The sequence below is a fragment of the Arcobacter sp. CECT 8983 genome, assembly GCF_004118855.1.
Classification (GTDB): domain Bacteria; phylum Campylobacterota; class Campylobacteria; order Campylobacterales; family Arcobacteraceae; genus Halarcobacter.
In genome coordinates this window covers 144,068-170,835 of record NZ_PDKF01000008.1, presented here as the reverse complement: position 1 = coordinate 170,835, position 26,768 = coordinate 144,068, and the positions used below count along the sequence as shown (strand labels likewise).

Sequence of the window (26,768 nt, the reverse complement as noted above, 5' to 3'; positions counted from 1 at the left end):
ATAAGATGACCAAAAAGTTTTTTGATTTAACTGTTATTAAACATCCATTTAAAACAGTTTTCATATTATTATTAGGAGTAATATTCTTAGGATATTACTCTACTAAATTAGAAATAGATGCTTCTTCTGAAACCTTATTACTTGATAATGATAAAGATTTACAATTTGCTAGAAAAGTTTCTAAACTATATTATAATCCTGATTTTTTACTTGTTACTTATTCTCCAAAAAAAGATTTACTTAATGATGAAACATTAAAAGAGTTAAAAAAACTATCTGAGGAACTAACTCAAATAGAAAATATTGCTTCAGTTACTTCTATTTTAAATGTTCCTTTACTTGAATCTCCTGTTCAAAAGTTAACAAAACTTGTTGATAACATAAGAACTTTAGAAAATAGTAATCCAGATAAAAAACTCGTAAAAGAAGAGTTTTTAACCTCTGAATTATATAAAAACGCCTTAGTTAGTTCTGATTTTAAAACAACTGCTCTTGTTTTAAATCTTAAAGAAAATAAAGAGTATTTTGAATTTATTGATAAAAGAAAAACACTTTTAGATAAGAAAAGAGAACATTCATTATCTCAAAAAGAAGAAGAACAATTAAATAAAATTCAAGCAGATTTTAAAATCTTTAGGGATAAACAAAGAGAAGAAAATAGTCAAACAATAAAAGACATAAGAGCAAATATTGCAAAATATAAAGATGATGCTTCCCTCTTCTTAGGTGGGGTAAATATGATTGCTGATGATATTATCACTTTTGTAAAAAATGATTTAGTTATCTATGGCTCAACTTTAATTTTACTTTTAATACTTATTTTATGGATTATCTTTAGACAAATAGTTTGGATAACTTTACCGTTGTTAATTTGTACTCTTTCAGTAGTTTCTACAACGGGAGCATTAGGTTTCTTTGCTTGGGAAGTGACAGTTATCTCTTCTAACTTTATTGCTTTACAATTAATTATTACTATATCTATTGTTTTACACTTAATTGTAAGATATAGAGAACTTAGTTCTATCTATCCTAACTCTTCACAATATAAGTTAGTTATAAACACTATTCTTTCAAAACTAAATCCATCTTTTTTTGCAATTATAACTACTATTGCAGGTTTTGGTTCATTGGTTTTATCAGGTATTCAACCAGTTAAAAATCTAGGTTGGATGATGAGTACAGGGATTGCTATTTCTTTAATCATCTCATTTATAGTTTTTCCAGCTATCTTGATATTATTAAAGAAAATCAAAAGTCCAAAAGAATCTAACTTCAAGCTAAATATAATTGCATTATCAAAATATCTTGTAGAATTCCATGGTAAAAAAATTATTCTTGCAAGTATTCTAGTTGTAGTTTTTTCACTAACAGGAGCTTCTAAACTTATAGTTGAAAATAGTTTTATTAACTATTTTAAAGAATCAACTCAAATATATAAAGGAATGAAAGTAATCGATGAAAAGCTAGGTGGAACTACTCCTTTAGATGTTGTAATTACTTTCAAGGAAAAAGAAAAAGAGGAAGCTAAAGAAACTACTGATAATTCTAGTTTTGACTCTTTTGAAGATGAGTTTGCCATTGATAAAAATGATGAACAATACTGGTTTACAAGAGATAAACTAAATATAATTTTAAGAGTACACAATTATTTAGAATCTATCGATGAAATAGGAAAAGTTCAATCTTTAGCAACCCTTTTAAAAGTTGGTAAAACTTTAAATGAAGGAAAAGAGTTAGATAGTTTTACTCTTGCCCTACTTTATAAAAAACTTCCTGAAAAATATAAAAAGATAATTTTAAGTCCATATATAAATATTGAACATAATCAAGCAAGGGTTACCACAAGAATTATTGATTCAAATCCAAAATTAAGAAGAGATGAGCTTTTAAAAAGAATAAACAATGAACTTCCAGCTGTGATAAATAGTTCAAGTGTAGAATTTAGATTATCAAACTTAATGGTTTTATATAACAATATGCTGCAATCACTATTTGATTCACAAATTAAAACTCTAGGTTTTGTAGTTGTAATTTTATTTATAATGTTTTTAATTTTATTTAAGTCATTTAAAATAGCAAGTATTGCCATTTTAGCAAATATTGTTCCTATTTCTATTATCTTTGGAATTATGGGATGGCTTACAATTCCTTTAGATATTATGACTATTACTATTGCTGCTATTTCTATTGGTATAGGTGTAGATGATACAATTCACTATATTCACAGATTCCATGAAGAGTATAAAAAAGACCATAACTATGTGGAAGCTATGAAAAGAAGTCACGAAAGTATCGGTTATGCTATGACTTATACTTCTTTAGTAGTAATTGTTGGTTTCTCAATATTAGTTTTATCTAACCTTATTCCTACTATTTATTTTGGATTATTAACAGTTATTGTAATGGCAACTATTTTAAGCTCTGCTTTACTTTTACTTCCAAAATTATTAATTCTTACAAAGCCTTATGGTAACAAAGAACCTAGGAATAGCCACTAAATGAATATTGCAATATATTGTGGCTCAAATTTTGGTAAAAATGAGATATATAGAACTACAGCTTTACAAATGGTTGATTATTTAGCCAAACAAAACTGCTCTATAGTTTATGGAGGAAGTAAAGCTGGTCTTATGGGAATTATTTCAAACTATGCATTAAAACAAAATATTTCTGTATATGGAGTAATAACCCATGACCTTGCAACAAAAGAGTTAGAAAATGAAAAACTTTCAAATCTTATTAAAGTAAATAATATGAGAGAAAGAAAAGCCCAAATGGAAGAACTTTCAGATGCTTTTATAGCCTTTCCTGGAGGATGTGGTACTTTAGAAGAGATTTCTGAAATATTAACTTCTATTCAAGTAGGATATACACAAAAACCTTGTGCTTTTTTTAATATAAATGGATATTATGATAATTTATTAGCATTTTTACAAACAGCTGTAAATGAAGGTTTTATGCTAAAAGAACATTTCGATTCAATTATAGTAAGTGATGATATAAAGGAGATTTATAAAGGGTTTATTAATTATGAACCCCCAAAGAGTAAATGGGAGATTTTAAAAGCATTAACAAACTGTTAATTTTTTGTTACTGCTCATTAATACTTAACTATTATAATTTTATTAAGCAATGAGTAGCAGCGAACCTACTCATAGCATTTTTGCGAATAAAACAATCTCCTTAAAAGCAGAGCTTTCTCCTTGCTCTGCTTTTTTTTTTAAATATTTCAAAAATTGTACAAAAGTATCACATTTGCTACATGTATGTTATGATATAATTATATAATTTCAAAAAATTTTAAGGCAATATAACTTAATGAAAAAACTTGACAATATTCAAAGAGAATTACTATTAACAAATCTTGATGAAGAAGGTAAATTATCTTGTCTAAAAGCTTTTAAAGTTGCAAGACTAATAGGTATGAAACCTAAAGATATGGCACAAGTTACAAAGTCAATGAATATAAAAATTACAAACTGCGAATTAGGAGTATTTGGAAAAATATCTTTTTCTGAACTTGATGACAATATATATGACAAACTTTCAAGAAACTTTGTGCAAGATAAAAAAATAGATTGTGAAATAGCTTGGTACACAGCAAGAGATAAAGGCGCAAGTCTAAGAAAAGTAGGCTCAACAATCAATAACTCAGATATAAAAGTTACTCACTGTCAACTTGGATGCTTCTATGATGAAGAGTTTGAAGAGTATGATGACAAATAAAAAGAAATTTATTCTTTTTGATAATGATGGCGTTTTAGTAGAAACAGAAAAATGGTATTATGAAGCTAACGTTAAAGCACTAAAAGAGTTAAACTTAACACTTGAATTAAATACTTACTTAGAAATCATGGCTAGAGGTGGTACAGCTTGGGAAGTTGCATTTGCTGAAGGATTTTCAAAAGAAGTAGTTGATAGACAAAGAGAAAAAAGAGACGAATATTATCAAGAGTTTCTTACAACTAAAGATATTGAAATCAAAGGGGTAAAACCTTTGTTAAAAGAGTTATCACAAAAATACAAAATGGCTATTATTACTACTTCTAGAAGGGTTGATTTTGATTTAATTCATAAAAATAGAGGTATAGTTGACTTTATGGATTTTACTCTTTGTGTTGAAGAATACACAAAAGCAAAACCAGCCCCTGACCCATATCTTGCAGGACTTAAAAAATTTAATGCAAAAAAAGGAGAAACTTTAGTAGTTGAAGACTCGCAAAGAGGTCTTACTTCAGCATACAATGCAGGCATTGATTGTGCTATAGTTTATAATGAGTTTACAAAAAGTCATGACTTTTCAAAAGCCAATTATCATATTAAAAAACTTGATGAATTAAAAGAACTTTTATCTACTTTGTAAATACTCTTTTAATCTTTTAATTCCTTCTTTCATATGCTCTATATCTCTTGTATAAGCAAATCTCAAATATTTATTAGTTTGATTAGCACCAAAATCTTTTCCAGGAGTTGTTGCTATATGAATATTTTCTAAAAGTTCTTTTGCAAAAGAGAAACTATCATTTGTATATTTTGAAACATCAACCCAAAGATAAAAAGCTCCATCAGGCTTTGCATCTACGCTAAAAATTTCATTTAACTCTTTATACAGATAATCACGTCTTTTTTTAAAACTGTTTTTAATATTTTCTAAATATTTATAATCAAAGGCTTCTAATGCTGCATATTGAGAAAGTGTAGGAGCAGAAATAAAAATATTTTGAGCTATAATTTCTGCTTGCCTTACTAGATTTTTAGGAACAATAATCCAACCAAGTCTAAGTCCTGGCATACAATAGTATTTAGAAAAACCATTAACTACAAATACATTATCACTAAACTGTAAAGCAGTAGAAGCATCTTTTTCATAAACTAAACCATGATATAACTCATCTGAAATAAAAGAGATACTATTTTTATCGCAATACTCAATTAACTCTTTTAAATTTTTATTTCCATAAATATTTCCAGTTGGATTACAAGGAGATGAAATTTGTAATGTATCTAGTTTTTCTTTTACTAAATGCTCTACTTTTAACTCATAATCACAGGATTTATCAATATTCATAAAAATAGGCTCAATATCAAGCATATTTGCAAAGTTTTTATAACAAGGATAAGAAGGATCACTAAGACCTAGTTTTCCATTTTGTTTTAAGGTTAAGGTATAAGCTATTAAAAATGCTCCTGATGTTCCAGGAGTAAGTAATACTTGAGAAGAATCAATATTTACATCATACTCTTTTTTATAATGAGCTACTATTTTATCACGTAAACTTTTTAGACCTAAACTTTCTGTATAAGAAAATCTATTTTCATCAACAGCTTGCTTTAATGCCTCTTTTACCTTTGGGTTTGGATTTAAATCAGGTTGCCCTATTTCAAAATGTATCGTATCTTCATATTTTAAAGCATCTCTAACTATATCCATTACAATAAAAGAGTTCATATTTTCATATCGCATAAGTTATCCTAATAATTAAAAAATGGATTATACTATAAAAAGATTGGGTTTTAAATATATTAATGAGAGTAGCATTAGCGAAGGAGAAGAATAATAAAATGCTAACTCTCATTAAATTTGGCTGTGTAGTTTACATCAAAATTTTTTAATGTATTGAAATCTTATCAAACTACCCTTAACTAAAAATCACACTCTAAAACAAATAGGAGTATTTTAGTCTTATTTAAGCTTTATTGCTATTTTACCTAAGTCTGAGCTTTATTTTGATACTATTTCATCACTAATACAAGGATTTTTATGCAATATTTTGGAACTTTAGAAACTAAATATGAAGAAGTATTTTTAACTTCTAGCTACTTATATTTTAACAAAGAAGATGAGCAAATTGATGCTAAGCAATTAAAACAACTAATAAAAACAAATAAAGATAAAAAGAAAAATATAGTTGGAACAATTATTCTTTATAGCCCTCTTGTTACACCTGTAGGATATGATTCTAATAAATATTTATTAGACCAAGATTTTGACCAATATGATGAGATGATAGAATTAAAATGTGAAGATTATATCACTTTATTTAAACATGCTATGGGAAATCAATTTGAAGGTAAACTTGTAGAAATAGTAAACTTATTTAATCTAATGGAAAAAAACATAGATGCCTCTTCTTTACTTATGAAGTTTGACCAAGACTTAGAGATTTATTATTCACAACAAAATACAGAATTTGATAGAGATATCATGTATTTAGATTGTAAAAATATTATTCCAAAAGGAAAATTTGTATTTTTTGCTTGGGGAGAAAAAATAAATCCAAAAGAGTTTATTTATATTAATAACTATGCACAAACTATTTATAGAAGATGTAAAGATGAACTAAATAAAAATGTTGCTTTTGTTTATAAAAGAGAAAAAACGATAGAGTGGTCTGAAGATTTTATCCAATTTGCAGCACCATCACAAACTTCAAAATATAAAGCATCAATTCATAGTGCAATAAAAAAATCTTTTGAAAGTTTTCCACCTATTAGTCAACCTTATAATTAAAACTTTATATTTCATTGACTTTATTTTCTTTGTTAGATATTATAGTAACACTAATTGTTACGCATAAAGGAGAAGAAAATGAATGTCTATGAGTATGCAATGAAAGTAGAAAAAGAAGGTGAATCTTATTATAGAGAAATGGCTAACATGTCTCCAAATGCTGGATTAAAAAGAATTTTTACTATGCTTGCAGATGAAGAAGTAAAACATTACAATATCTTTAAAAGTATGATGAAAAAAGAAAAATTAGATATTGATAATTTAAATCTTATTACCGATACTAAAACCATTTTTGAAACCCTTTCAAATGAAAAAAACAATGTAAATTTTGATGAAAAGCAAATAAACTACTACAAAGATGCAATCAAAAGAGAAGAAATATCACATGACTTTTATATTGAAAAATCTAAAGATATTGAAGATGAAGAAGAAAGACAAATCTTTATTGAGATAGCTCACGAAGAGACAAAACACAAAAAAGTATTAGAAGAGATTGTTTTATTTTTAGAAGAACCAGATAACTGGGTAGCTAGCGCTGAATTTTAAACTATAAAGAAGCAAGCCTTTGAACTAAGGCTTTTGCTTCACTATCACTAAAAAATATATTATTGTGGATTTTATTACTTGCTTTTTTTAGATACTCTATTTTTTTTATAGTTAAAGTATCAGGATCATCTTTATACTTTTCAATTATAGTTTTCATCTCATCTTCATACTTTTGAATAAGTTCTTCTTTTTTTAAAGTACTTGAACGATACTCTTTTTGTTTTGTATTATTTCCTAAAAGGAATACTAAAAAAGCGATAAGAGCTAAACCTATAATAACAAGTAAAACTTCCAAAAATACTCCTAATCAACTTTTGGCTGAAATACTGGTTTCTCTTTTTTCTTTTTAGAGCCTGCTTGATTAAAAGATTTTGCTTCTATTGCTATAGATTCTGCTCTTTTTGCAATAGTTAAAGCCTCTTCAATTTTTTTATTATTTTCAATATCAGTTTTAATTCTATCAACTCTTTCAATTAAGCTTCTAAATTCTGTATGACCTAAAACCTCTAAAACACCAGGTGATTTTGAAACAAACTCTATATGTTCTTTATCTCGCCAATTTGTAGTTAATGAGTTATCTATATACTCTTTATACTCATTTTTAATCTTTGTAGGGTTCGCAATAAATGCAAGGTCTAAATGTAAATCATCCTTATTATCAAATAATACTTTATATAAATATTGTAAGTAAGAAACTTTAGTTAAAGTTTTTATATATTCATATACTTTTTCTTTCTCATCTTTTTCATAAAGATACTCTAAAATATTAACTGATACCTCATTTTTACCACTTGTAAAAATATTTTTAATCTTTTCTGTACAATAATCATATACTTGTTTAGAATTCTTTTTATCAAGTTTTTCAGTGAATTTGTAAAGTTCTAGATTATAAGAAAAAGAGAAGCTATTTAAATTTTTAAATAATACATCTAAAATCTGCCATGGAGAGTTTTGCTTATTAGCATATTGAACAATTGCATTTACATTTTCTACCTCAGCTTCACAAAAATGTATTGTAGAAGCATAATCATCGATATCTTTAGCTAGATGATTATTTATAAGTAGTAAAGACTTGTTTTTAAAAAAAGAAGTTAGTTTGTTGTTATTGTATTTTGACGTACTATCTGATAGTTGTTTAAATCTTTTACTAATAGTTTGATACTTTTTAATTTTATCTTTAATAGAAAAACCTGAAAGTATTTTTAATGATCTAAATAATATCTTGTCTTTATTTTCATCTAGGGCTTTTGCTACAACCTCACCTCTTTTTGGTACTTCATTAACAAAAAGCACAAGTTTTGCATTTAGTTCATCAAAAGTATTTATTTCATCAACTTTTGCTAACTCTTTTAAAACAATTGATTTTTTTATAGTATGGTTTATAAAAAAGTATGCAAGTGCTATTAAAGCTAATAACACTGCAACTACTATTAAAGTTTCATTGGGAGCTTGTTTATAAATTTCTAATAAATTATAGTTTGATTCTTTTATAAGATTTAAGAAGTCACTCATAGTATATTGTCCTTTAAGTGTAAAAAATAATTATTAGTATACTAAAATAAACTTCATAAACTATTTACTAAGATAGCTTTCTAAGTCCTTTTCTCCAACTTCACCTATATATTTTTTTAAAAATCTTCCATCAGTTCCATAAAGAAAAGATTCAGGAATTTTATTTACATCATCAAAAGCTTTTGCCATTCTAAAGTTTTCATCTCCTGTAACAACGGGAAATTTAATATTATGCTCTTCCATAAATAAAGCTAACTCTTCTAAATCTTTATCTTTTTCAAATAAAATCCCAATTAGCTCAAACTTATCTTGATACTTATCATATAACTTATTAAATACAGGCATCTCTTTAATACAAGGAGGACACCATGTTGCCCAGAAATTAAGTAATACATATTTTCCTTTTAATTGTTCAGATGTCAATACATCATTTTCAACTGTTAAGGTAATTGTTTTACCATCTGTTGTTTTTAACTTATATGTTTTATTACTTTGTTTTTTTAGTTCTTCAAAACTTGTATTATCTTCTATAACTTTTGCTGCTTCATCATTTGAATTACAGCCTGCAAAAACTAATACTGCTAATGCAGATATAAATATTAAAGATAGTTTCTTCATATACTAATTTCTCCTTTATGCTCTACTTTTTTTAAAACTTAATAGTAATATTGCAATTAATCCATATGCAACTAATGATAAAAATGGAATATTAATAAAACCAAAATATTCAAAATACTCTGTTGAACAAGGAACACCTTGTTTACAAGGTACTGCACTTTCTGGAATAATTCCCCACATTAGTAAATTATGATAAATAGCAAAACCTAAACCTACAAAAACAAGTGGTGCTGAGTACTTAAATAGTTTATCATCAGGATATAAAAGATTAACTAAGAATATTAAAACTAAAGGGTACATAAAAATTCTTTGATACCAACACATACTACAAGGAACAAACTCCATAACTTCACTAAAAAACAGTGAGCCCAAAGTAGCAACAGAAGCTACCACAAACATTAAAAGAACAAGACTTGAATTTACTTTATTCATTATTTAACTAATCCTATATTTTTTTGTATTTTATAATTTTCTTGTGTAAAGTCTGTGTAAATAAAACTCTATTAGAAAACATATTTTTATTTTGCTCTAATTGAAGTAGCTGTTAACATCGTATAATACTTACCTGTAAGAGTTACTCTAAATTTCTTTTGTTGTAAATATTTTTTACAAAAATAAGCATCTTTATAAAGTAAAGACTGCTCACTAAAACTATAGTTTGGAGCCTTCGCTCCATAAATAACCTCTCCACCCAACCATCTACAATTAGGAAAGCCTAAAATTAATGCACCAGTTTTTTCTAAATAGTTTTGAACAATGTGCATAAAAATAGCATTAAAATCTAAATTAGAACTTTGCAAAGTACCAATTGAAATTATCATATCAAATTTACCTAAATTTAACTCATCTAAGATATTTATATCATGGGCATAAAAGCTTACATTTTTATTATTTTGAAACTTTTTTTTAGCAATTTCAATTGCTGAAGAACAATAGTCAATGCCTACAAATTCAATATCATCAAACTCTTCACTAAAGGAGTCTCTTATAAGTTCAAACTCTTCTGCATTATTAACACCAAGATTTAAAACTCTTTTTCTTTTATTTATTTTAGAGTTTTTTAATGCTTGTAAAAAACTATGAAAGAATTCTGGCTCTTCATTTTTATTTATCTTTGAAAATAAAGATTCACTTCCATATTTTTCTTCAACTTCTTTGCTTGCATGAAAAGTTTTATCTTCAAGTTTTATAAAGTTTAGTTCTATGAAATTATCATCTATTAATTTTGGAGTTAACATCTTAAAATAAAAAGTTTGAGCTAAATCTACCCATGATTTGTAAGACCTATATACATACTCTTCATTTTTGATAACTATTTTTTCTCCTGCATAAGCATTTGAACTAATATCTGGATTTAAAACTATAATCTTTATTATTTTTTCATTTTTTTTATTATTAAAATAAGCATAAATTTCTAATAATGATTTTTTACTAAAGTTTTTTTTCATTTTTCTCCATTTCTTAGTAAAAGTATATCAAAGTTTAACTACAGAATAGTTATAATTTATGACATTCAATAGGTTGTAAAATATGATATTCGAAAATGAAAAACAATTTTTAAAAATAATTAAATATGCACCTTCTTTTTTTATTATTATTGTATCACTAATTATTATTCTATACCAATTTACTACAAGAAATAATACTTTTGAAAAAGAAAAAAATAAAATTACTCAAGAATACATAGAAAAAAACAAAAGCCTTATCAAAACCAGAGTTAACTCAATTTATAACTTTATTGAAAAAGAAAGAGATTACACAAAAAAAGAACTAAGGCACTCTATTAAAGGAGCAGTTGATAATGCTCACTCTATTGCAAAATCTATTTACAAAAGAAATAAAGACAAAAGTCCTGAACTAATAAAAAAACTTATTATTGATGCCCTAAGAGATGTTCGTTTTAATAAAGGAAGAGGATACTATTTTATATATGAAAAATCAGGCAAAAACCTTCTTTTACCTCATAATGAAGAATTAGAAGGAACTAATTTTATAAACCATCAAGATTCAAAAGGAACTTTTATCATCCAAGAGATGAAAGAACTTTTATCTAAAAAAGAGTCAACTTTTTATTCTTGGTATTGGTATAACCCTAACAAAAAAGATGTAATGAGAGAAAAATTAGGATATATCAAAAACTTTAAACCTTTTGATTGGTTTATAGGAACTGGTGAGTATATTGAAGATTATGAAAAAGAAGTGAAGGACAAAGTTCTAAAATATATCAAAAACTTACAGTTTGGGAAAAATGGTTATATTTTTGTAGTTAACTATGATTCTATTTATTTAAGTCACATAAAAAAAGAGTACATTGGCAAAAATGCAATTACAAATAATGATACAAAAGAAATAAAAAAAGTTACAAAAGATTTAATTGAAATATCAAAAAATGGTTCAGGTTTTTATGAATATACACAATTTATAAAACCAGATGGAGCTAAATCAATAAAAAAAATCAGTTTTGTAAAAGGTTTACAAGATTGGCAATGGTTAATTGGTACAGGTTTTTATGAAGATGATTTAAAAGAAGCTATCAAAAAGAAAAAAGAAGAGATAGATAATGAATACCATAAAAGTTTGAAAAGCACTCTTGAAATATCTATATTTTTATTAATCCTTTTATTACTAAGTTCAATCTATTTTTCAAAATTACTACAGAAAAAGTTTAGAAGATATAAAAGAGATATAAGAGAACACCTAGTAGAAAACACTAAACAACAAAACATTTTAGCCCAACAATCAAAAATGGCTGCAATGGGTGAAATGATTGGAAATATCGCCCATCAATGGAGACAACCATTATCAACTATTTCTACTACTGCAACAGGATTAAAACTACAAAAAGAGATGGATATTTTAGATGATAAGTTTTTACTTGAAAGCCTTGATGGAATAAATAACTCCGCTCAATTTCTTTCTAAAACTATTGATGACTTTAGAAACTTTTTTAAAACAGATAAGAAAAAAGAGGTTTTCTCTATTCAAGAAGCTTTAGATAAAGCCTTAGCTCTTGTTTACGTACAATTTCACAATAAGAATATTAAAATTATTAGAAATAATGCTGATGGAGAGATTAAGAATCTAGAAAATGAGTTTATTCAAGTAATTATAAATATCTTAAATAACGCTAGAGATGAATTAGTAAAAAAAGATTTAGATGTTGAAAAAGTTATATTTATTGATGTAGTAAAAAAGAAAAAATATATAACTATTTCTATAAAAGACAATGCAGGTGGTGTACCTGAAAATATCCTAAATAGAGTATTTGAACCTTATTTTACTACAAAACACAAATCCCAAGGTACAGGTATTGGTTTATATATGAGTCAAGAAATTATTAGAAAAAATATGCAAGGTGAAATTCTTCTAGAAAATAAAGAGTACAACTATAATGATATTGATTATAAAGGTGCTTGTTTCACAATAAAACTTCCAAGGGATAATTAATATACAAACTGTTATTAACTTGCAACTATTACATGTTATAATTATTCTATGAAAGATAAAGTATATGTATTAGACACAAATATTATTTTGCAAAATGTGCAAAACTTAAATAGAATATCTGACAATAGCACAAATACTATTGTAATCCCTGAAACTGTACTATTAGAGCTTGAGGATAAAAAGAAGCTTACTAATGAACTTGGATTTTATTCTAGAGAGTTTGCTAGACTTTTAGCAAAAATGAAAATTAAAGAAGTTGATTACAAATTAGGTTTCAAAGTTGTAAAGCTTTTCAACGATGAACTTACTTTACATATAATCTCAAAAGATAAATATGAATCTGAAATAGAACAAACTCACCTAAGTGAAAGTAATGATAAAAGAATTATAGAAGTCGCTGCAATTGCTCAAGACTACTATAAAGGAAGTCAAACTATTTTCTTATCATTAGATGTTTATGCAAGAACTTTTGCCTTATTTAAAGGTATAAAATCAGAAACTTTACATGATGATAAATCTACAGTTCCTGATTTTAGATTTGTAAAAACAATAAAAGTTGATTCATCACTTTTTAATTCATTAGATCAAGCTCAAATAAAAGAATATGACAAAGAGTATTTAAAAGAAAACTTCTCTTATATTTTTGAAAGTGAAGATGGAAACTCTTGCCATGGAATTATCATTAATGAAAGAATAAACCTTTTAACAGAATCAGATTTTAAATCTTTACAAGTAAAACCTGTAAACTTAAAACAAAAACTATTTATGAAAGCAATTCTTTCAGATATGTTTGAATTACTTGTAATTGACGCAAAAGCTGGTTCTGGAAAAACATTAATGTCAATGGTAAGTGCTATGAGATTAATCGATTTAGGGCACTATGATAAAATTGTTTATGTTAGAAACTCTATAGAATCACTTGATAAAGGTGCTGATATAGGTTATTTAGCTGGAAATGATGAAAAATTTAGAATTTATAATATGGCATTACAAGATACCTTAGAGTTTATTGCAAAAAAACATCTTAAAAAAAGTGAAAGTAGAGAAAATAAAGAATCCATTGAATCAAAAATTTCTGAACTTACTTCAAAATACTGTATTGAAACACTTTGGCCAGGAGAAGCTAGAGGTAGAACACTTTCTAGTGCAATTGTTATTATGGATGAATGGCAGAATTCATCAGAAAAAACAACACAATTAATACTAAGTAGGCTTGATGAATCTTGTATGGCAGTTATTATTGGTTCAAATAGACAAATCGATAATTTATATTTAAATAAATATAATAACGGACTTACTACTTTATTAAAACAAACAAGACACGAACATGATGAAATAAATATGTTTGCAATAGAGTTAGAAAAAGCAGTACGTGGTAAATTTGCCGAATTTACTGAAAGAATATTTGAAAGGAATCAAAATCCAAAATAGATTAGTTAATGATACAATATATAATCACATCGCATATACAAAATTAGAAGATAAAATTTTACAAACAAAAATTTTAAATAGGCTACAGTTTATTACTCAAAATGCTTTAGCCTATTTTTCATATCCTTCAATTACTACTAAAAGATTTATTCACTCTTTAGGGACCATGCATTTAAGTTCATTTATTTTTAAAAATGCTTTACTAAATGCAAATAAAGAGACAAAAAATCAGTTTCTGAAAGACTTGAAAAAAGTTATAAAAGCAATTGTTAAAGAACAAAAACTAAATATCAATCTTGATGATTTAAGTTATTTTGATAATAAAGCTTTATATGAATTCACTATTCCAACAAAAAATAAAAAAGATAGAGCTGTTTATATAATACTTTTACAAACTATTAGAATAGCAGGACTTATGCATGATGTTGGACATTTACCCTTTTCTCATCAAGTGGAATATGCATTAAAAAAGATATACACTGATTTACTAAAAAAACAGACTTTTGAAGAAAAAGAGTTAGAATTTATCTCTTTATATGAAACTATAACAAAAGATTCTACTTTAGTTTTACATGAAGCTATTGGAAAAGATCTTGTGAAGCTTCTATTTGAGTTTGAGATTTTTGATTTTATAAAAGATAATGAAGAAAAAGAGTTATTAAAACTTATTAAAACTTTATGTTTATATATTTTAGAAGACAAAGTTTACAAAAATTTTGATTTTTCTACAATTCATAAAATAATTGATTCAACTGTTGATGCAGATAGACTTGATTATATAAATAGAGACATGCTTGCAAGTGGTTATATTACAGGTCCTTTAGACCATATTAGAATTACAAAACAAGCAGTACTTGTAAAAGAAAACGACTCATACTTTTTAAGCTTTTTTGATATGGGTTTAATTGATATAGAACACATGCTAGAAATGAGATTTAATCTATATAAAAAAGTAATTTACAATCATGGTATAGCAAAAACAGATGCTTTACTTGAAAATGTAGTTCAATTTCTTTCTTCAAAATGGTTTGACAAAAATGATACAGAAGCTGATCCTTTAAACTCTATTTCTATGCTTTGGAATTTTCAAAAAGAAAAAGATAGTGATAAAAGGCTTGATATTATTTCTGTTTTAGATGAGAATTGGTTAATCTCATTATTTAAAAATGAATATTTTTCACTAAAAAATAAAGAATCTTTATCTCATATAGAAAAGAAATATAAGTATTGTTTTGAAGAAGTTTTATTTGGAAAAAGATTCTTTAGAAGTCCATGGAAAAATCTAAATGAGTTTTATAAAGTATTAGGTTTTTCAACTGTTGAAAGATATCAATTTAGAGAAAGCTTTGGTTATATAACTTCTAAAAAACTATTTAAACTTCAAAATTTACTTGATTTATTTATTAAAAAGTGGGAAGAGAAAGAAGAAGAGTTATTTTTCACATACCAAACAGTATCTTTTAAAATAGGTATTGAAAGAGATTTCTCTTTATATGATGGAGAAAACTTAATAAGTCTTGATGAAATTTCTACTTTAAGAAAAAGATTAAAACAATCTATGAGAAATACTGTTCCTTTTTATATATATACAAATAAAAAACACATGAATGATGAGATGAAAAGTGAGTTAAAAGAGCTTATTCTTTCAGTATTTAAAGATTAATATTGCATTTTGCCAACTATTTTAATCCCTTAAATCTTTTTTGTTAATATACAAATAAAAAAGGTTTTTAATGATACTTGGCAAGTGTCCTTATTGTGAAGGTAGTGTTTTATCAAAGAAAATAAATGTAAAAGGTAAAAACATTAAACTTTACTCTTGTGAGAATGCTAAAAAAGAGTATGACGAAAGTGAACAATATGTTTTTACTGCTGATTCAACTTGTAGATTTAGAGTATATTCAAATGCATTTTTAAGATGGAATAAACGTTCTTTTTCAGAATATGAAATGAAAAAACTACTTCAAGATGAACAAACAATAATTAGGCTTCATGGAAAAAGAGGTACAGGTGAATACTTTAAATATGTAATCCCTGATTATGAGTATGGAGTCTCTATTCTTTGGGATGAAGAAATAGAAAAGGACTAAGCCTTTTCTTTTCTACTTAAACTCTTTCAAAAGAACAACAATAATCTACTAAAGATGTAACTTTTAATTTATATTTTGAGTTTTGAGCAATCTTAATAGTTGCAGGTGCTACATATTCAACCCAGTCTTCTGCTGGTAACATAACTTCTACAACTCCCGAATTAATATCAATTGTTGCTTTATTTACTGTATTTAATTCATATTCACCAGGTAACATAATTCCTAAAGTCTTTTTGCTTCCATCTTCAAATGTAATACTTCTACTAGTAATGTTTCCATCAAATAAGATATTTGCTTCTTTAGCAATACTTACATTATTAAAATCCATCAATGTCCCTTTTCAATTTTAAAAAATTTTGGTTTATTCTAACATAATAATTATTTGAAGCAAATATCTATTTTATGTTTGATATAATTTTTTTCAATTTTAATAAAAAGAAGAGAATGCAAGGCTATATAATAGATATAAAAAAAGTCAGAGATGATGACTTAATAGTTACAATATTAACTGAAAACCATGTTTATACATGTTATAGATTTTATGGGGCAAGACATTCTAATATTAATATTGGATATAAAATAGACTTTGAGCTTGAAACAAATATAAAAAGTACTATTCCAAGACTTAAAGATGTTATTCAATTAGGGTTTCAATGGATATTTGATACTGAAAAACTTTATTGTTGGCAAAGGTTTATAAAACTGTTTCATCCCCATTTAAGAGATGTAGAAATAATTGATGATTTTTATTTTAATCTTTTAGATAAGCTTGTCCACGAAATGATTAAACAAAACCCTAAAAGAGCTATTTGTAATAACTATCTTGAACTTTTAGATTATGAAGGAAGACTTCATCCAGATTTTGAATGTTTTTTATGTGAATCAAAAATTACAAAAAATTTTTCACTTGTTAGAAGTTTTGTACCTACACATAGTACCTGTAGTTATAGCAGAAAATTTGATAAGAAAAAGATGGAAGAGTTATATTTAAATAAAAATTTAATACTTTTTAATGATAGTGAAATAGAATATTTATGGAATATTCTACTTCAAGGTTTATAAAAGACTATTCGTCTAATAATCTATCTTCTAGTTTTTCAATAGCTTGTTTTAAACTCTTTATATCTAATCCATAACTATTTGCTTTTGAAATACCTTTTTCAATATTTTCAACACTCATTGGATCAATTACATTACAAATTGTTTTAATTACATCTAAGATTTCAGATTTTGATCTACACTCAGGATCACTTTTCTCTAAATCATCTACATGCTCAATAACTGAAATAAGATTTTCACTTAATTTCCAATGTCTGAAGATTTTTGCAGTAATTTGAGATGTTGTTACACCCACAGTCTCTTTTTCTGCTTGAGCAATTGTATGCCCCGAAGATAAAAGAGCTTTAAACTCTTCTGTTTTTCCTTCACTATCTATTACATCGGCAAGAACAAACTTACCTGCTTCTTGTAATAGTGCAGGAAGGACTAACTCCTCTTTTAAGTCAAAAGATACTTTATTTAACCAAAGAGAAGCCAATGTAGTTGCTAGGTTTGATGCTCTCATGAAATCATCACTATTTATTCCATATGCTGATAAATTTGACTTTAAAAGATTTTGAACTGTACCACCAATTGCAATAGATATCGTAAAGTTAATACCTAAAAGATTAATAGCCTTACTTGCTGTTTCAACTTTGCTTCTAAATCCAAACATAGCTGAATTAGAAACTTTTAAAAGTGTAGATATTATTAAAGCATCTTTTTCGATGATTTGTAATAATTCAAAAGCCTCTTTTTCATTTTTTTGTCTAAATTCTTCTATATCTAAAACTGTTTTAGGAAGTGGTGGTAGTGCTTCAATCTTCTCAATTATAGTATCAGTCATTTTTTATTCTCCTGCAACCAAAGGTTATTTTATGTAACAAAATTATATCAAATTAAGTGTTAAATCTGAAATGCATTACATCACCATCTTGAACAACGTATTCTTTTCCTTCAAGTCTTAGCTTTCCTGCCTCTTTACACTTAGCTTCTCCACCTAAAGACACGAAATCCTCGTAAGAGATAACTTCTGCTTTAATAAATCCTTTTTCAAAGTCATTATGAATAACAGCTGCTGCTTGAGGAGCTTTTGTACCTTTTCTAATAGTCCAAGCTCTAACTTCTACTTTTCCAGCAGTAAAATATGATTGAAGACCTAACTTATCAAATGCTTTATGAATGATTTGTTCTAAACCAGATTCAGCAACACCTAAATCAGTTAAAAGCTCTTTTGCTTCATTATCATCCATTCCAACAAGCTCTTCTTCGATTTTAGCACAAAGAGTGATTACATCTGCATTTACTTCATTAGCATGAGCTCTTAAAGCATCTACATACTCATTTGTACCTTCCATTAAAGAGTCTTCATCCATGTTTGCACCATAGATTACATCTTTATTTGATAAAAATCTTAACTCTTTATCCATTTGAAGAAATAAATCATTTTCAATATCTTCAAAAGTTTTTACAGGCTGAAGTTCTTCTAAGTGTTTTAATAATGCCTCTGCTACAACTAACATAGCTGCTGCTTCTTTAGAACCTTTTGATTGTTTTTTTAGTTTTTCGATTTTCTTTTCACACTGAGTAATATCAGCATAAATAAGTTCAGTCTCAATAATCTCAATATCTCTCAAAGGATTTACATCACCCTCTACGTGAGTAATATTTCCATCATCAAAACATCTAACCATGTGTAAGATTACTTCTACTTCTCTAATATTTGATAAGAATTGGTTTCCTAAACCTTCACCTTTACTAGCACCTCTAACTAATCCAGCAATATCAACAAAATCAATTGTTGAGTGTTGGATTTTATTTGGGTCAACGATTTTTGCTAATTCATCTAATCTCTTATCTGGTACTGGTACAATAGCCTTATTTGGTTCAATTGTACAGAAAGGATAATTTTGAGCCTCTGCATTTTGTGCTTTTGTTAAAGCATTAAAAGTTGTTGATTTACCCACATTTGGAAGCCCTACTATACCTACACCTAATCCCATTAATTTCCTTTTATTATTTCGAAGTTTTATATTTTTATTTATTGAATCAATAAATATAGTTCATATATTTTAAAAGTAGATTATAGGCAATAAACACAAAAAAATAGATAAAGTGTTATATTTAGTTCTCATTATTTTCACTAATACTTTTTCTAATTTTATTCTTAAAATAAAGAGAGATATGTGTTCCATTTTCTACTTTTATATTAAGATCTCCTTCTAATTGTTCAGTTGCTAAAGACTCAACCATCATCTGTCCAAAAGTTATTTTATCTGATTTAATTAACCCTTTTCCATTATCTGAAACTTCTAATAAAATTCCTTTTTTATAGTTATTTAAAGAAATAGAAATACAACCTTTTTTGCCATCAAAAGCATATTTTATAGCATTAGTAACCAACTCATTTACTATTAAACCACAATAAATAGCTTCTTCAATATCAAGAATAGTATTTATATCTAATTTAAAAGAGATATTTTCTAATTCAAAACTATCTCTTATATTTTCAATAACTTTTTCAAAATAGACTTTTGCATTTATACTCTCAATATTTTTTTGATTATAAAGCATTTGATGAACAATACTCATTGCATGAATTTTTCTCTCAACATCATGTAGTTTTTCTTCCATTTTTTTATCTGCATTTTCATTAAGTTTTAAAGCATATAAAGAAGTAATAAACTGCATGTTGTTTTTTACTCTATGATGTAACTCTTTTAATAACAATTCATTTTGTTTTAACTCATTATTTAACTCTTTTGTACGAATTTTTACAATTCTCTCTAGACGTTTTGACTCTGTTTTTTCTTTTTTTAGAAGTTCAACTGTTAAATCATTTTTCTTTTTTTCTAAATTCTTTATTCTATAAGCTAAAGAGATGGCAAAAAGAATAACTTCTGCCATAATAAGAGTTTCAAAAGTATAATCATATATATACTCAACTGGGAATATTCCCATAAATTGGAAAAATAAAGATAACCAAGCAAGTAAACCAAAACTCCAACCTAATAAGAAAAATTTAGCTTGTGGATTCTTTTTATAAAGAGCATAAAAGCCAATCCATAAAAAATAATAAGGCGTAAAAAATTGGAATAATACAACTTGTGGAATAGTAAAAGTATCAAAAATTTGTAAAATAAAATAAATTGGAATTATAAGAATTAAGACCTTTAAAGATAAGTCAATTTTTGGATAAAGTCTTGTATTTAAAAAATATCGGATAAAAAGAGTCATAGTGAAACTAACTAAAACATTTACATAAAAAACATTAAAGTAAAAATCTTTCCTTACAAAGTCTGCATTATCCATAGGAAAAAGATAAAACTTAGCATAAATTGAAAATTGACTTTGCATAAGTGTTGCAATTAAATATAAAAAATAGAATAAATATATTTTATCTCTTGTAAATACAAATAAAAAGATATTATATATAATTAAAGAAAATATTCCTCCAAAAAAGAGTGCCCACATAATTTGTTTTAAAGTATCTTTTCTATAAAACTCTCTTGGCTCATAAAGTTGTGGTTTAAACCACAAAGAGAGTTTTTCATTTTTTACGTTTAAATAATAACTTTCTGTACTATTTGCTTTTATTGAAATAGGTAGGCTAAAAGCAATTGTTCCATCAAATTTTTTAAGATGGTAGATTCCAGTTGTTTTTTTTGAAACTACATTTTTATTTTTTATTTTATATAAATCTATTCTTTCAGTAGAGAGATTATCTATTGTTAATATCTTGTTTATTGTTTTATTTTTTGGATTTTTTATTTTAAACTTTAGCCACACTCCCTCAGGAGTAAGATTACAATAATCTATTGCTTCTTTTTTTGTTGTTTCAAATTTATCTTCTTTTGAAAGGATTGAAAAAATTGTTTCTTTATTTCCAACATCATGGTAAATTTCAGAATATTCTAATAGATTAATAACTTCTTTTTTATCTAAAATAATTGTTGCATTTAAAGTTAAAAAAGAAAAAAATAGGAAGAAAAATAGTCGCATAATACTCTTTTTCTAAAAGTTTAGCATAAAAAAAATAATTTGATTAACTTATAACGGTAAATATAACGTTACAGTGGTAAAATATTTTTATGAAAAAAATAAATATATTAATAATAGAAGATATGATGTTAACTGCACAAAAAATGAAAAGAACTTTGCAGTTAGCAGGTTATCAAGTTGTTGCAATTGCTAGCAAAAGTGAACAAGCAGTTGAAGTAATGTTGCACAATGATATTGATCTCATAATTGCTGATATAAATATTAAAGGTGAACTAAATGGTATCCAAACAGCTCAATTAATTCAAAAAAACTTTAATGTTCCCGTGATATTTTTAACCTCATACCATGATGACTCAACTTTGGAAGAAGCTTCTAATGTAGATTTTACAGGCTATATTGTTAAACCTTATTTAGATAGTCACCTACTAAGGGAAGTAAAACTTGCTTCTTTTCGTTTTGGTTTAAGTGATAAAATTGAACCAATTCACTTAAACAATTATATTTATGATTCAAAAAACAAAACCTTATTTAAAGATACAAAACAAATTAAACTTACAAAAAAAGAAGAACAGTTTTTACATTTATTAATACAAAATAAAAACACTTTAGTGTCAAATGAGTATATAGATTTAATTTTATGGCACGAGAGTATGACCTATGATGAAAATAGAAGACAACTACTTTTTAGACTAAGAAAAAAAATACCTGACTTAGAAATTCAAACTATCAAAGGTCAAGGTTATATTTTAAATGTTTAAAACAAGAGAACCTTAAAGAAAGGTCTCTTTTTTTAAGAAGAATTAAAATGTCATACCAAGTTGTAACATAACTCTAGTATTATAATCGTTTTTGCTAGTAACTTCAGCAGCTCCAAGCTTGTGTGCTAAGTGAGTATTCATAAAAAATCTTTTATAAGAAGCACTATAACTCACTCCAATATCTTGCAAAGTTCTACTTTTCTCATTTGTGACATTTCTACTCATATATACTCTTCCCACATCGTAAAACATTCCAATTTTTGAATTTAGGCCATTAAATGAAGGTAAAGTATAAGTTAACTCAGTGCTATAAATATATCCATTTTCAGCACTCTCTTCGCCAGAAGGATATACTTTTACACCATTGATTCCACCTAAACTTAAGTCTTCACTTCCATCTAAATTTTTATTTCCAAGAGCATATTGAAGTTGAAGTTTATTTTTCCAGTTTATTTTCTCATTTAGTAAAGTATTATTTTCTATGTCAATGTTTATTTTTGAGAAGTTTCCATTAGTATTTGCTCCTTCTTCATCATCTGATTTATCAACAGAGTTTTTAAAGTTTAATCTACCAAAACTAAGTGAAGTATCTATTTTTGTTTGAGAATACTTGTCATAAATAAAATGGTTTTTTAAATAGTCAACTCCAAGTTTAGAAACTAGTGTATTTTTTTCTACATTTGATGAAATAGCACGAATCTCATCTTTCATTTTATTATATGATGTTCTTAAGTATGTGTTTAGATTTTCACCATTAGAACGGATAACTGGATAAGTAAATAAAGCCACAAAACTATCAGCATGACCTAAAGCATCAAGATTTTCATATTTATCTCCTAGTTCATAAGTAGTTTTAGAATAGCTTACTTCACCCCTTAGTCCATTGTCATATATTGGAAAACCATATCCTACTCTTCCATTTAATAAACCCATATTTTCAGAACTCAAAGCAGACAAAGATATCTTATCTCCTATTTTAAAAGGAGAGTTGATATCCACTCCTGCCATAAGTCTGTGTTTACCTGTATAATCTGAACCATAATTATCTCCAATAACATAGCCGTTGTATGGTTCAGTCGCTTGAGTACCTATTATAAAATCACTCGAACCAACTTCTTTTCCAGCAGTAATTTTTGTACTACTTACTTTTACTCCTGGAGTATCATTGATTAAAAGCAGTGATCTTTCTAAGTCTTTTGTGGCTATTACTTGTTTATTTTTTGCAATATCAAGTTTGGCTTGTAATATAGAGTCTTTTACTAAAGAACTATTTTCTAGTTTAAATTCTCCATACTCCCCTTCTATAATTGCTATTTTAAGTACACCATCTTGTGCTTGTAAATCTTGAGTAGGTATATAAGCTCTTGCCACAAAATATCCTTCATCTCTATATACTTTGTTAATAAGTGCTACTATCTCTTGAATCTCTTTAAAGCTTAAATCTTTCCCTTCATAAGGCTTTAAAATAGTTTGTAGCTTTTTAGTGCTTATTTGAGTATTTCCACTAATCAAATAGCTTTTAATAAATACTTTTTTACCATCTTCAAAACTTTTTTTATACTTCTCACTCTCTTGTTGAAGTGGAGGAAGAACTTCTTTCTTCTTTTCTATTTGTGGAGGTTTTACCTCTTTAAGTGCGTCACTAATGTTTGGTACATCTACAGCTTGTAAATGAAGTGTTGCAATAGCAGATATAATTAGTCCTGTTGTAGTTTTTGTCATTTATAATATTCCTTACTTAGATTCTATTTTCTTCATCATTTTCATCATTGAAATTAAACTGTTGTTTACTTCCAAAGGGAAGATTTATTCCACCATTTAACATCTGTAAAACAACACCTGGAATAAGAGCTAGTTCATTTGTATTTAGTTGTTGAAAGATTGTTTTTATATCTATTCCACTTTTGAATAAAGTATCTATATCTTTATTTGTTAATACTGTTTTATTTGTAATTGAACTAATAATTGAATTTAAATCAGGTGTTGTAGTTGGTTCTATAGGAATATCTCCTATTTGAACACTATTATTAGCTGAATATGCTAAAAGTGAAGGTAGTTCATAGTTACTAGCTAGTCCACCGTTTGTTCCATCTTGCAATGTAATCTCTTTTATAAAGTTTTCTGCTGTTGGATTACTTGAATTTGCTTTTGCTCCTATATACTCTAGTGTTTCACTTCCTACTAGATTTCCAAACTTTACAAAGCCTGTAAGGTCATCTGTTCCATCATAATCTTTTGTAGCTTCTAGGCTTAAGGCTCTTTTTGTGATATCTGCAGTTGCTGAACTTGTATTTGAAATAGAATAATTGCTAGAGTCTGTTCCACTTATAGATATCCCTGCTATATTGACAGTTTTATTTTCACCTGCATTTTTATCTGTAAAATTAGCAGATGTATTTGATACAGTTACCGTATCTCCTGAGATGATACCAGCCAATGTTCCATTTACAATGGCATCTGTTGTTCCATCATAGATTTTATTTTCGGCTGTGTAGTTTGCTGTGATATCTTTTTTATTGGTAATTAAAGTACCAGTATCATAGCTTATGATATATCCATGCTGAGAAGAGTACAGCCCATCTACACCTATAGTAGCAGTTCCTGCATTTTTTAGATCATCACTTGAAGTGTAGTTAAGAGATCCTTGTAATAAAGAGCTATCATAAGTTGGAATTGAGTAAGTCACACCCCCACTTCCACTATAAGTAGTCCCATCATAAGTTCTTGTAGCATCATTTGCTTTTACAGTAAGTTCTGTCATAAAAGTTCTTAAAAGAGGTCTTGTATGTCCTTCATAGATTATCCAAGTATTTGTAAAGTCAAAGCCTGTAAAGTTTGCTTGTTGTTGTATCTGCACTGTGGTTAAGCCTGTGCCACCACCACTACTTGAGGCTTGTCCTGTGGTGTCTATATCCCAATAAGAGTTTGAGATACTATAACCAGTGTCAAAAATACCACCAACTAATCCTCCAGTATCGGTATTTCCACTTACAGCCCCTGTAGCATATGAATTAGTAATGTTTCCCCCACTAATTCCGTCAAGATATCCAACTAATCCCCCAACAGAATCGTTTCCATTTACAGTTACCGCGGTGTAGGAGTTTGTAATTGTACCACTAAAATACCCAACTAATCCTCCAACATATCTATTTCCACTTACACTCCCTGTAACATATGAGTTTCGGATTGTTGGATTATTATTCCCAACTAATCCTCCAACATAATCCTTTCCTGTAATATCTACATTGGTTAGTCCTACATTGGATATAATACTTCCTCCCACTCCATAACTAAATAATCCTACTTCATTTTCAGAGCCTCTATTGATATACAAACCATCTATAACATAGCCTTTACCATCAAAGTTTCCAAAGAATTGGCTAGAAAAACCTATTTGTTTAAACCCATAGTAACCACCACTTCCATCACTATTCCAATTTCTTGTATCACTTGCATCAATATTTGAACCTAGTTCATACTTACCTTTTAAAGCGGTATTCATCCATTGAAGTTGATTGATATTATTGATGATAACTTTTCCATTGCTATTAAAGATAACTTTATCATAGTTATTTGCTGCATTAAAATAAACTCCACCATTAGTACTATTGGTATTTTCTATAGTTGCATTTACATATATCTCATCACCAGCTGTTAGTGTAAGCTTTGTAGCATCACCCCAAGTGATATTTTCATTTACAGTTATATCTTCATCTGCTTGAAGTTCTACATCAGCAGAAGAAAGAGCACTTTGAATTGCTGTGGCACTTACACTTCCTCCACTTAAGTCAGTTCCTCCTGTAGATTCTATAGTCATATTAACTGGATCTAAAAGCCATTTTGAAGTTTCTATTGAAGTTGTTGAAGATACATTTAGCTCTTTTCCTGAAGTCTCTACAAACCCACCTTTAGCTTTTATAGTTCCAGCTATATTTGCAGTTCCTCCATGGGCATATAGTTCTACATGTCCTGAAATACCATCTAAAGAGTTAGCTTCTATGATACCTGTATTATTTACTACACCTCTTAATAGTTCATCTACTGCATGTGTTGTAAGATAAACCTCTCCACCATCTGAAAGTATAGTTCCTGAGTTTTCTACTAGTGCATCTAAGGTTCCTTTATTTACAACTAAATCTACTAAAGAGTTACCATTTAGGTTTATTGTATATTCATCTGCACTTGTTAATTGTACTCTTCCTTTTACTGCTTCTATTGTTCCACTATTTCTTACTTCATTTGAAGCTAAGATTACATATCCATTATCTTTTATTTTTATACTTCCTTCATTGATAACAGATTCTGTTGAATCTCCTGTAAAAGTATAGTTACCTGCTTGAAAGTTTGTATCTGTGATATTTTTAGTACTAGCTAACAATCCTGCAGTATTTATTGAAGCATTTTTTCCAAAGAGTACTCCGTTTGAGTTTAGTATCCATACTTGACCATTGGCATTAAGTGCTCCATCTATAATACTTCTTTCATTTCCTATTACTCTATTTAGAGTTATACTATTTACATTTGGTTGATTGAAGTTTACTGTTTCATTTGAGGCTATATTAAACTTATTCCAGTTTATACTAGCCTTTTGTGTGGATTGGGTTATATTGGTTGTATTTCCATTTTGAGAAATAGTTGCAGACCCTGAAGTAACTACTCCTCCAGATGGAGCTGCAAAGCTTAGAGTTACACTTCCTAATAAAGCACTTACTACTAAGCTTATCTTTCCACCTTTTAGGATTCTAAAACGTGAAGAATAGTTGTGATTTGATTTCATGATATATCCTTAAACTTAGAAAAACTTTTTTCTTTTTC

At 27.2% G+C, this 26,768-nt stretch carries 24 protein-coding genes; 12 read left to right on the top strand and 12 right to left on the bottom strand.

What is annotated here, in order from left to right; genetic code table 11:
• The first annotated feature begins 5 nt into the window (after positions 1-5).
• The 4 genes from CRV01_RS09765 (at position 6) to CRV01_RS09750 (ending at position 4,363) form a co-directional block, all read left to right on the top strand.
• On the top strand, positions 6-2,498 hold the full coding sequence (locus CRV01_RS09765; RefSeq protein ID WP_129008020.1) for an RND family transporter: 2,493 nt from the start codon (positions 6-8) through the stop codon (positions 2,496-2,498).
• Positions 2,499-3,083, top strand: coding sequence for a TIGR00730 family Rossman fold protein (locus tag CRV01_RS09760; protein ID WP_129008019.1), 585 nt, complete (start codon positions 2,499-2,501; stop codon positions 3,081-3,083). It begins immediately after the preceding gene.
• A gap of 235 nt (positions 3,084-3,318) precedes the next feature.
• Positions 3,319-3,726: a ModE family transcriptional regulator gene (locus CRV01_RS09755; RefSeq protein WP_129008018.1), complete on the top strand. Its 408-nt coding sequence runs from the start codon at positions 3,319-3,321 to the stop codon at positions 3,724-3,726.
• Positions 3,716-4,363 carry an HAD family phosphatase gene (locus CRV01_RS09750; protein WP_129008017.1) on the top strand — a complete coding sequence of 216 codons (648 nt, stop codon included), beginning with the start codon at positions 3,716-3,718 and terminating at the stop codon, positions 4,361-4,363. The genes CRV01_RS09755 and CRV01_RS09750 overlap by 11 nt, the downstream gene beginning before the upstream one ends.
• On the opposite strand, the gene CRV01_RS09745 is transcribed toward CRV01_RS09750, so the two are convergent.
• Positions 4,349-5,464, bottom strand: coding sequence for a pyridoxal phosphate-dependent aminotransferase (locus CRV01_RS09745; RefSeq protein WP_129008016.1), 1,116 nt, complete (start codon positions 5,462-5,464; stop codon positions 4,349-4,351). The genes CRV01_RS09750 and CRV01_RS09745 overlap by 15 nt on opposite strands.
• Positions 5,465-5,761: 297 nt before the next feature.
• Here CRV01_RS09745 and CRV01_RS09740 point away from each other — a divergent pair, with 297 nt between their 5' ends.
• Positions 5,762-6,511, top strand: coding sequence for a hypothetical protein (locus tag CRV01_RS09740; RefSeq protein WP_129008015.1), 750 nt, complete (start codon positions 5,762-5,764; stop codon positions 6,509-6,511).
• Between the two features lie 78 nt (positions 6,512-6,589).
• A complete protein-coding gene (locus CRV01_RS09735; RefSeq protein ID WP_129008014.1) occupies positions 6,590-7,057 on the top strand; it encodes a ferritin family protein in 468 nt (155 codons plus the stop codon).
• A 1-nt stretch (position 7,058) separates the two neighbouring features.
• Here CRV01_RS09735 and CRV01_RS09730 read toward each other — a convergent pair whose 3' ends face one another.
• From CRV01_RS09730 to CRV01_RS09710, 5 genes are all read right to left on the bottom strand, one after another.
• Positions 7,059-7,352 (bottom strand): hypothetical protein, encoded by a 294-nt coding sequence (locus CRV01_RS09730; protein ID WP_129008013.1) that lies wholly within the window; start codon positions 7,350-7,352, stop codon positions 7,059-7,061.
• 8 nt (positions 7,353-7,360) lie between these two features.
• Positions 7,361-8,569: a hypothetical protein gene (locus tag CRV01_RS09725; protein WP_129008012.1), complete on the bottom strand. Its 1,209-nt coding sequence runs from the start codon at positions 8,567-8,569 to the stop codon at positions 7,361-7,363.
• Between the two features lie 60 nt (positions 8,570-8,629).
• Positions 8,630-9,187, bottom strand: a complete 558-nt coding sequence (locus CRV01_RS09720; RefSeq protein ID WP_129008011.1) for a TlpA disulfide reductase family protein — start codon at positions 9,185-9,187, stop codon at positions 8,630-8,632.
• Between the two features lie 15 nt (positions 9,188-9,202).
• A complete protein-coding gene (locus tag CRV01_RS09715) occupies positions 9,203-9,619 on the bottom strand; it encodes a disulfide bond formation protein B (RefSeq protein WP_129008010.1) in 417 nt (138 codons plus the stop codon).
• A gap of 86 nt (positions 9,620-9,705) precedes the next feature.
• Positions 9,706-10,635: a methyltransferase domain-containing protein gene (locus tag CRV01_RS09710; RefSeq protein WP_129008009.1), complete on the bottom strand. Its 930-nt coding sequence runs from the start codon at positions 10,633-10,635 to the stop codon at positions 9,706-9,708.
• An 82-nt stretch (positions 10,636-10,717) separates the two neighbouring features.
• Between CRV01_RS09710 and CRV01_RS09705 the strand changes: the two genes are divergently transcribed.
• The 4 genes from CRV01_RS09705 to CRV01_RS09690 all read left to right on the top strand — a co-directional run bounded on the left by CRV01_RS09705 (position 10,718) and on the right by CRV01_RS09690 (position 16,155).
• Positions 10,718-12,634 (top strand): cache domain-containing protein, encoded by a 1,917-nt coding sequence (locus tag CRV01_RS09705; RefSeq protein ID WP_129008008.1) that lies wholly within the window; start codon positions 10,718-10,720, stop codon positions 12,632-12,634.
• A 48-nt stretch (positions 12,635-12,682) separates the two neighbouring features.
• Positions 12,683-14,065 (top strand): PhoH family protein, encoded by a 1,383-nt coding sequence (locus tag CRV01_RS09700; RefSeq protein WP_129008007.1) that lies wholly within the window; start codon positions 12,683-12,685, stop codon positions 14,063-14,065.
• Complete coding sequence (locus tag CRV01_RS09695; protein WP_258238383.1) at positions 14,040-15,728, top strand: HD domain-containing protein; 1,689 nt, start codon at positions 14,040-14,042, stop codon at positions 15,726-15,728. The genes CRV01_RS09700 and CRV01_RS09695 overlap by 26 nt, the downstream gene beginning before the upstream one ends.
• 70 nt (positions 15,729-15,798) lie before the next feature.
• Positions 15,799-16,155, top strand: a complete 357-nt coding sequence (locus tag CRV01_RS09690; protein ID WP_129008006.1) for a hypothetical protein — start codon at positions 15,799-15,801, stop codon at positions 16,153-16,155.
• Between the two features lie 16 nt (positions 16,156-16,171).
• Here CRV01_RS09690 and CRV01_RS09685 read toward each other — a convergent pair whose 3' ends face one another.
• Positions 16,172-16,483, bottom strand: coding sequence for a pyrimidine/purine nucleoside phosphorylase (locus CRV01_RS09685; protein WP_129008005.1), 312 nt, complete (start codon positions 16,481-16,483; stop codon positions 16,172-16,174).
• A 116-nt stretch (positions 16,484-16,599) separates the two neighbouring features.
• Here CRV01_RS09685 and recO point away from each other — a divergent pair, with 116 nt between their 5' ends.
• A complete protein-coding gene (recO, locus tag CRV01_RS09680) occupies positions 16,600-17,217 on the top strand; it encodes a recombination protein RecO (protein ID WP_129008004.1) in 618 nt (205 codons plus the stop codon).
• Between the two features lie 4 nt (positions 17,218-17,221).
• On the opposite strand, the gene CRV01_RS09675 is transcribed toward recO, so the two are convergent.
• The 3 genes from CRV01_RS09675 to CRV01_RS09665 form a co-directional block, all read right to left on the bottom strand.
• On the bottom strand, positions 17,222-18,040 hold the full coding sequence (locus CRV01_RS09675) for an HDOD domain-containing protein (RefSeq protein ID WP_129008003.1): 819 nt from the start codon (positions 18,038-18,040) through the stop codon (positions 17,222-17,224).
• Positions 18,041-18,092: 52 nt separating this feature from the next.
• Positions 18,093-19,196, bottom strand: a complete 1,104-nt coding sequence (gene ychF / locus CRV01_RS09670; RefSeq protein ID WP_129008002.1) for a redox-regulated ATPase YchF — start codon at positions 19,194-19,196, stop codon at positions 18,093-18,095.
• 121 nt (positions 19,197-19,317) lie between these two features.
• Positions 19,318-21,195: a 7TM diverse intracellular signaling domain-containing protein gene (locus tag CRV01_RS09665; RefSeq protein WP_129008001.1), complete on the bottom strand. Its 1,878-nt coding sequence runs from the start codon at positions 21,193-21,195 to the stop codon at positions 19,318-19,320.
• An 89-nt stretch (positions 21,196-21,284) separates the two neighbouring features.
• Between CRV01_RS09665 and CRV01_RS09660 the strand changes: the two genes are divergently transcribed.
• On the top strand, positions 21,285-21,953 hold the full coding sequence (locus tag CRV01_RS09660) for a response regulator (RefSeq protein WP_129008000.1): 669 nt from the start codon (positions 21,285-21,287) through the stop codon (positions 21,951-21,953).
• Positions 21,954-21,995: 42 nt separating this feature from the next.
• On the opposite strand, the gene CRV01_RS09655 is transcribed toward CRV01_RS09660, so the two are convergent.
• Both CRV01_RS09655 and CRV01_RS09650 read right to left on the bottom strand, forming a co-directional pair.
• A complete protein-coding gene (locus CRV01_RS09655) occupies positions 21,996-23,675 on the bottom strand; it encodes a ShlB/FhaC/HecB family hemolysin secretion/activation protein (protein ID WP_129007999.1) in 1,680 nt (559 codons plus the stop codon).
• Between the two features lie 16 nt (positions 23,676-23,691).
• The gene (locus tag CRV01_RS09650; protein ID WP_129007998.1) at positions 23,692-26,730 is read right to left on the bottom strand and encodes a filamentous hemagglutinin N-terminal domain-containing protein; all 3,039 of its coding nucleotides are present in this window, start codon (positions 26,728-26,730) and stop codon (positions 23,692-23,694) included.
• Between the last annotated feature and the right edge of the window lie 38 nt (positions 26,731-26,768).

Coding starts and splice junctions, on each gene's coding strand:
- ychF (WP_129008002.1), bottom strand. CDS start 19,196: ATGGGATTAGGTGTAGGTATAGTAGGGCTTCCAAATGTGGGTAAATCA.
- CRV01_RS09705 (WP_129008008.1), top strand. CDS start 10,718: ATGATATTCGAAAATGAAAAACAATTTTTAAAAATAATTAAATATGCA.
- CRV01_RS09765 (WP_129008020.1), top strand. CDS start 6: ATGACCAAAAAGTTTTTTGATTTAACTGTTATTAAACATCCATTTAAA.
- CRV01_RS09745 (WP_129008016.1), bottom strand. CDS start 5,464: ATGCGATATGAAAATATGAACTCTTTTATTGTAATGGATATAGTTAGA.
- CRV01_RS09720 (WP_129008011.1), bottom strand. CDS start 9,187: ATGAAGAAACTATCTTTAATATTTATATCTGCATTAGCAGTATTAGTT.
- CRV01_RS09715 (WP_129008010.1), bottom strand. CDS start 9,619: ATGAATAAAGTAAATTCAAGTCTTGTTCTTTTAATGTTTGTGGTAGCT.
- CRV01_RS09740 (WP_129008015.1), top strand. CDS start 5,762: ATGCAATATTTTGGAACTTTAGAAACTAAATATGAAGAAGTATTTTTA.
- recO (WP_129008004.1), top strand. CDS start 16,600: ATGCAAGGCTATATAATAGATATAAAAAAAGTCAGAGATGATGACTTA.
- CRV01_RS09710 (WP_129008009.1), bottom strand. CDS start 10,635: ATGAAAAAAAACTTTAGTAAAAAATCATTATTAGAAATTTATGCTTAT.
- CRV01_RS09685 (WP_129008005.1), bottom strand. CDS start 16,483: ATGGATTTTAATAATGTAAGTATTGCTAAAGAAGCAAATATCTTATTT.
- CRV01_RS09700 (WP_129008007.1), top strand. CDS start 12,683: ATGAAAGATAAAGTATATGTATTAGACACAAATATTATTTTGCAAAAT.
- CRV01_RS09735 (WP_129008014.1), top strand. CDS start 6,590: ATGAATGTCTATGAGTATGCAATGAAAGTAGAAAAAGAAGGTGAATCT.
- CRV01_RS09660 (WP_129008000.1), top strand. CDS start 21,285: ATGAAAAAAATAAATATATTAATAATAGAAGATATGATGTTAACTGCA.
- CRV01_RS09755 (WP_129008018.1), top strand. CDS start 3,319: ATGAAAAAACTTGACAATATTCAAAGAGAATTACTATTAACAAATCTT.
- CRV01_RS09650 (WP_129007998.1), bottom strand. CDS start 26,730: ATGAAATCAAATCACAACTATTCTTCACGTTTTAGAATCCTAAAAGGT.
- CRV01_RS09655 (WP_129007999.1), bottom strand. CDS start 23,675: ATGACAAAAACTACAACAGGACTAATTATATCTGCTATTGCAACACTT.
- CRV01_RS09725 (WP_129008012.1), bottom strand. CDS start 8,569: ATGAGTGACTTCTTAAATCTTATAAAAGAATCAAACTATAATTTATTA.
- CRV01_RS09665 (WP_129008001.1), bottom strand. CDS start 21,195: ATGCGACTATTTTTCTTCCTATTTTTTTCTTTTTTAACTTTAAATGCA.
- CRV01_RS09760 (WP_129008019.1), top strand. CDS start 2,499: ATGAATATTGCAATATATTGTGGCTCAAATTTTGGTAAAAATGAGATA.
- CRV01_RS09690 (WP_129008006.1), top strand. CDS start 15,799: ATGATACTTGGCAAGTGTCCTTATTGTGAAGGTAGTGTTTTATCAAAG.
- CRV01_RS09750 (WP_129008017.1), top strand. CDS start 3,716: ATGACAAATAAAAAGAAATTTATTCTTTTTGATAATGATGGCGTTTTA.
- CRV01_RS09675 (WP_129008003.1), bottom strand. CDS start 18,040: ATGACTGATACTATAATTGAGAAGATTGAAGCACTACCACCACTTCCT.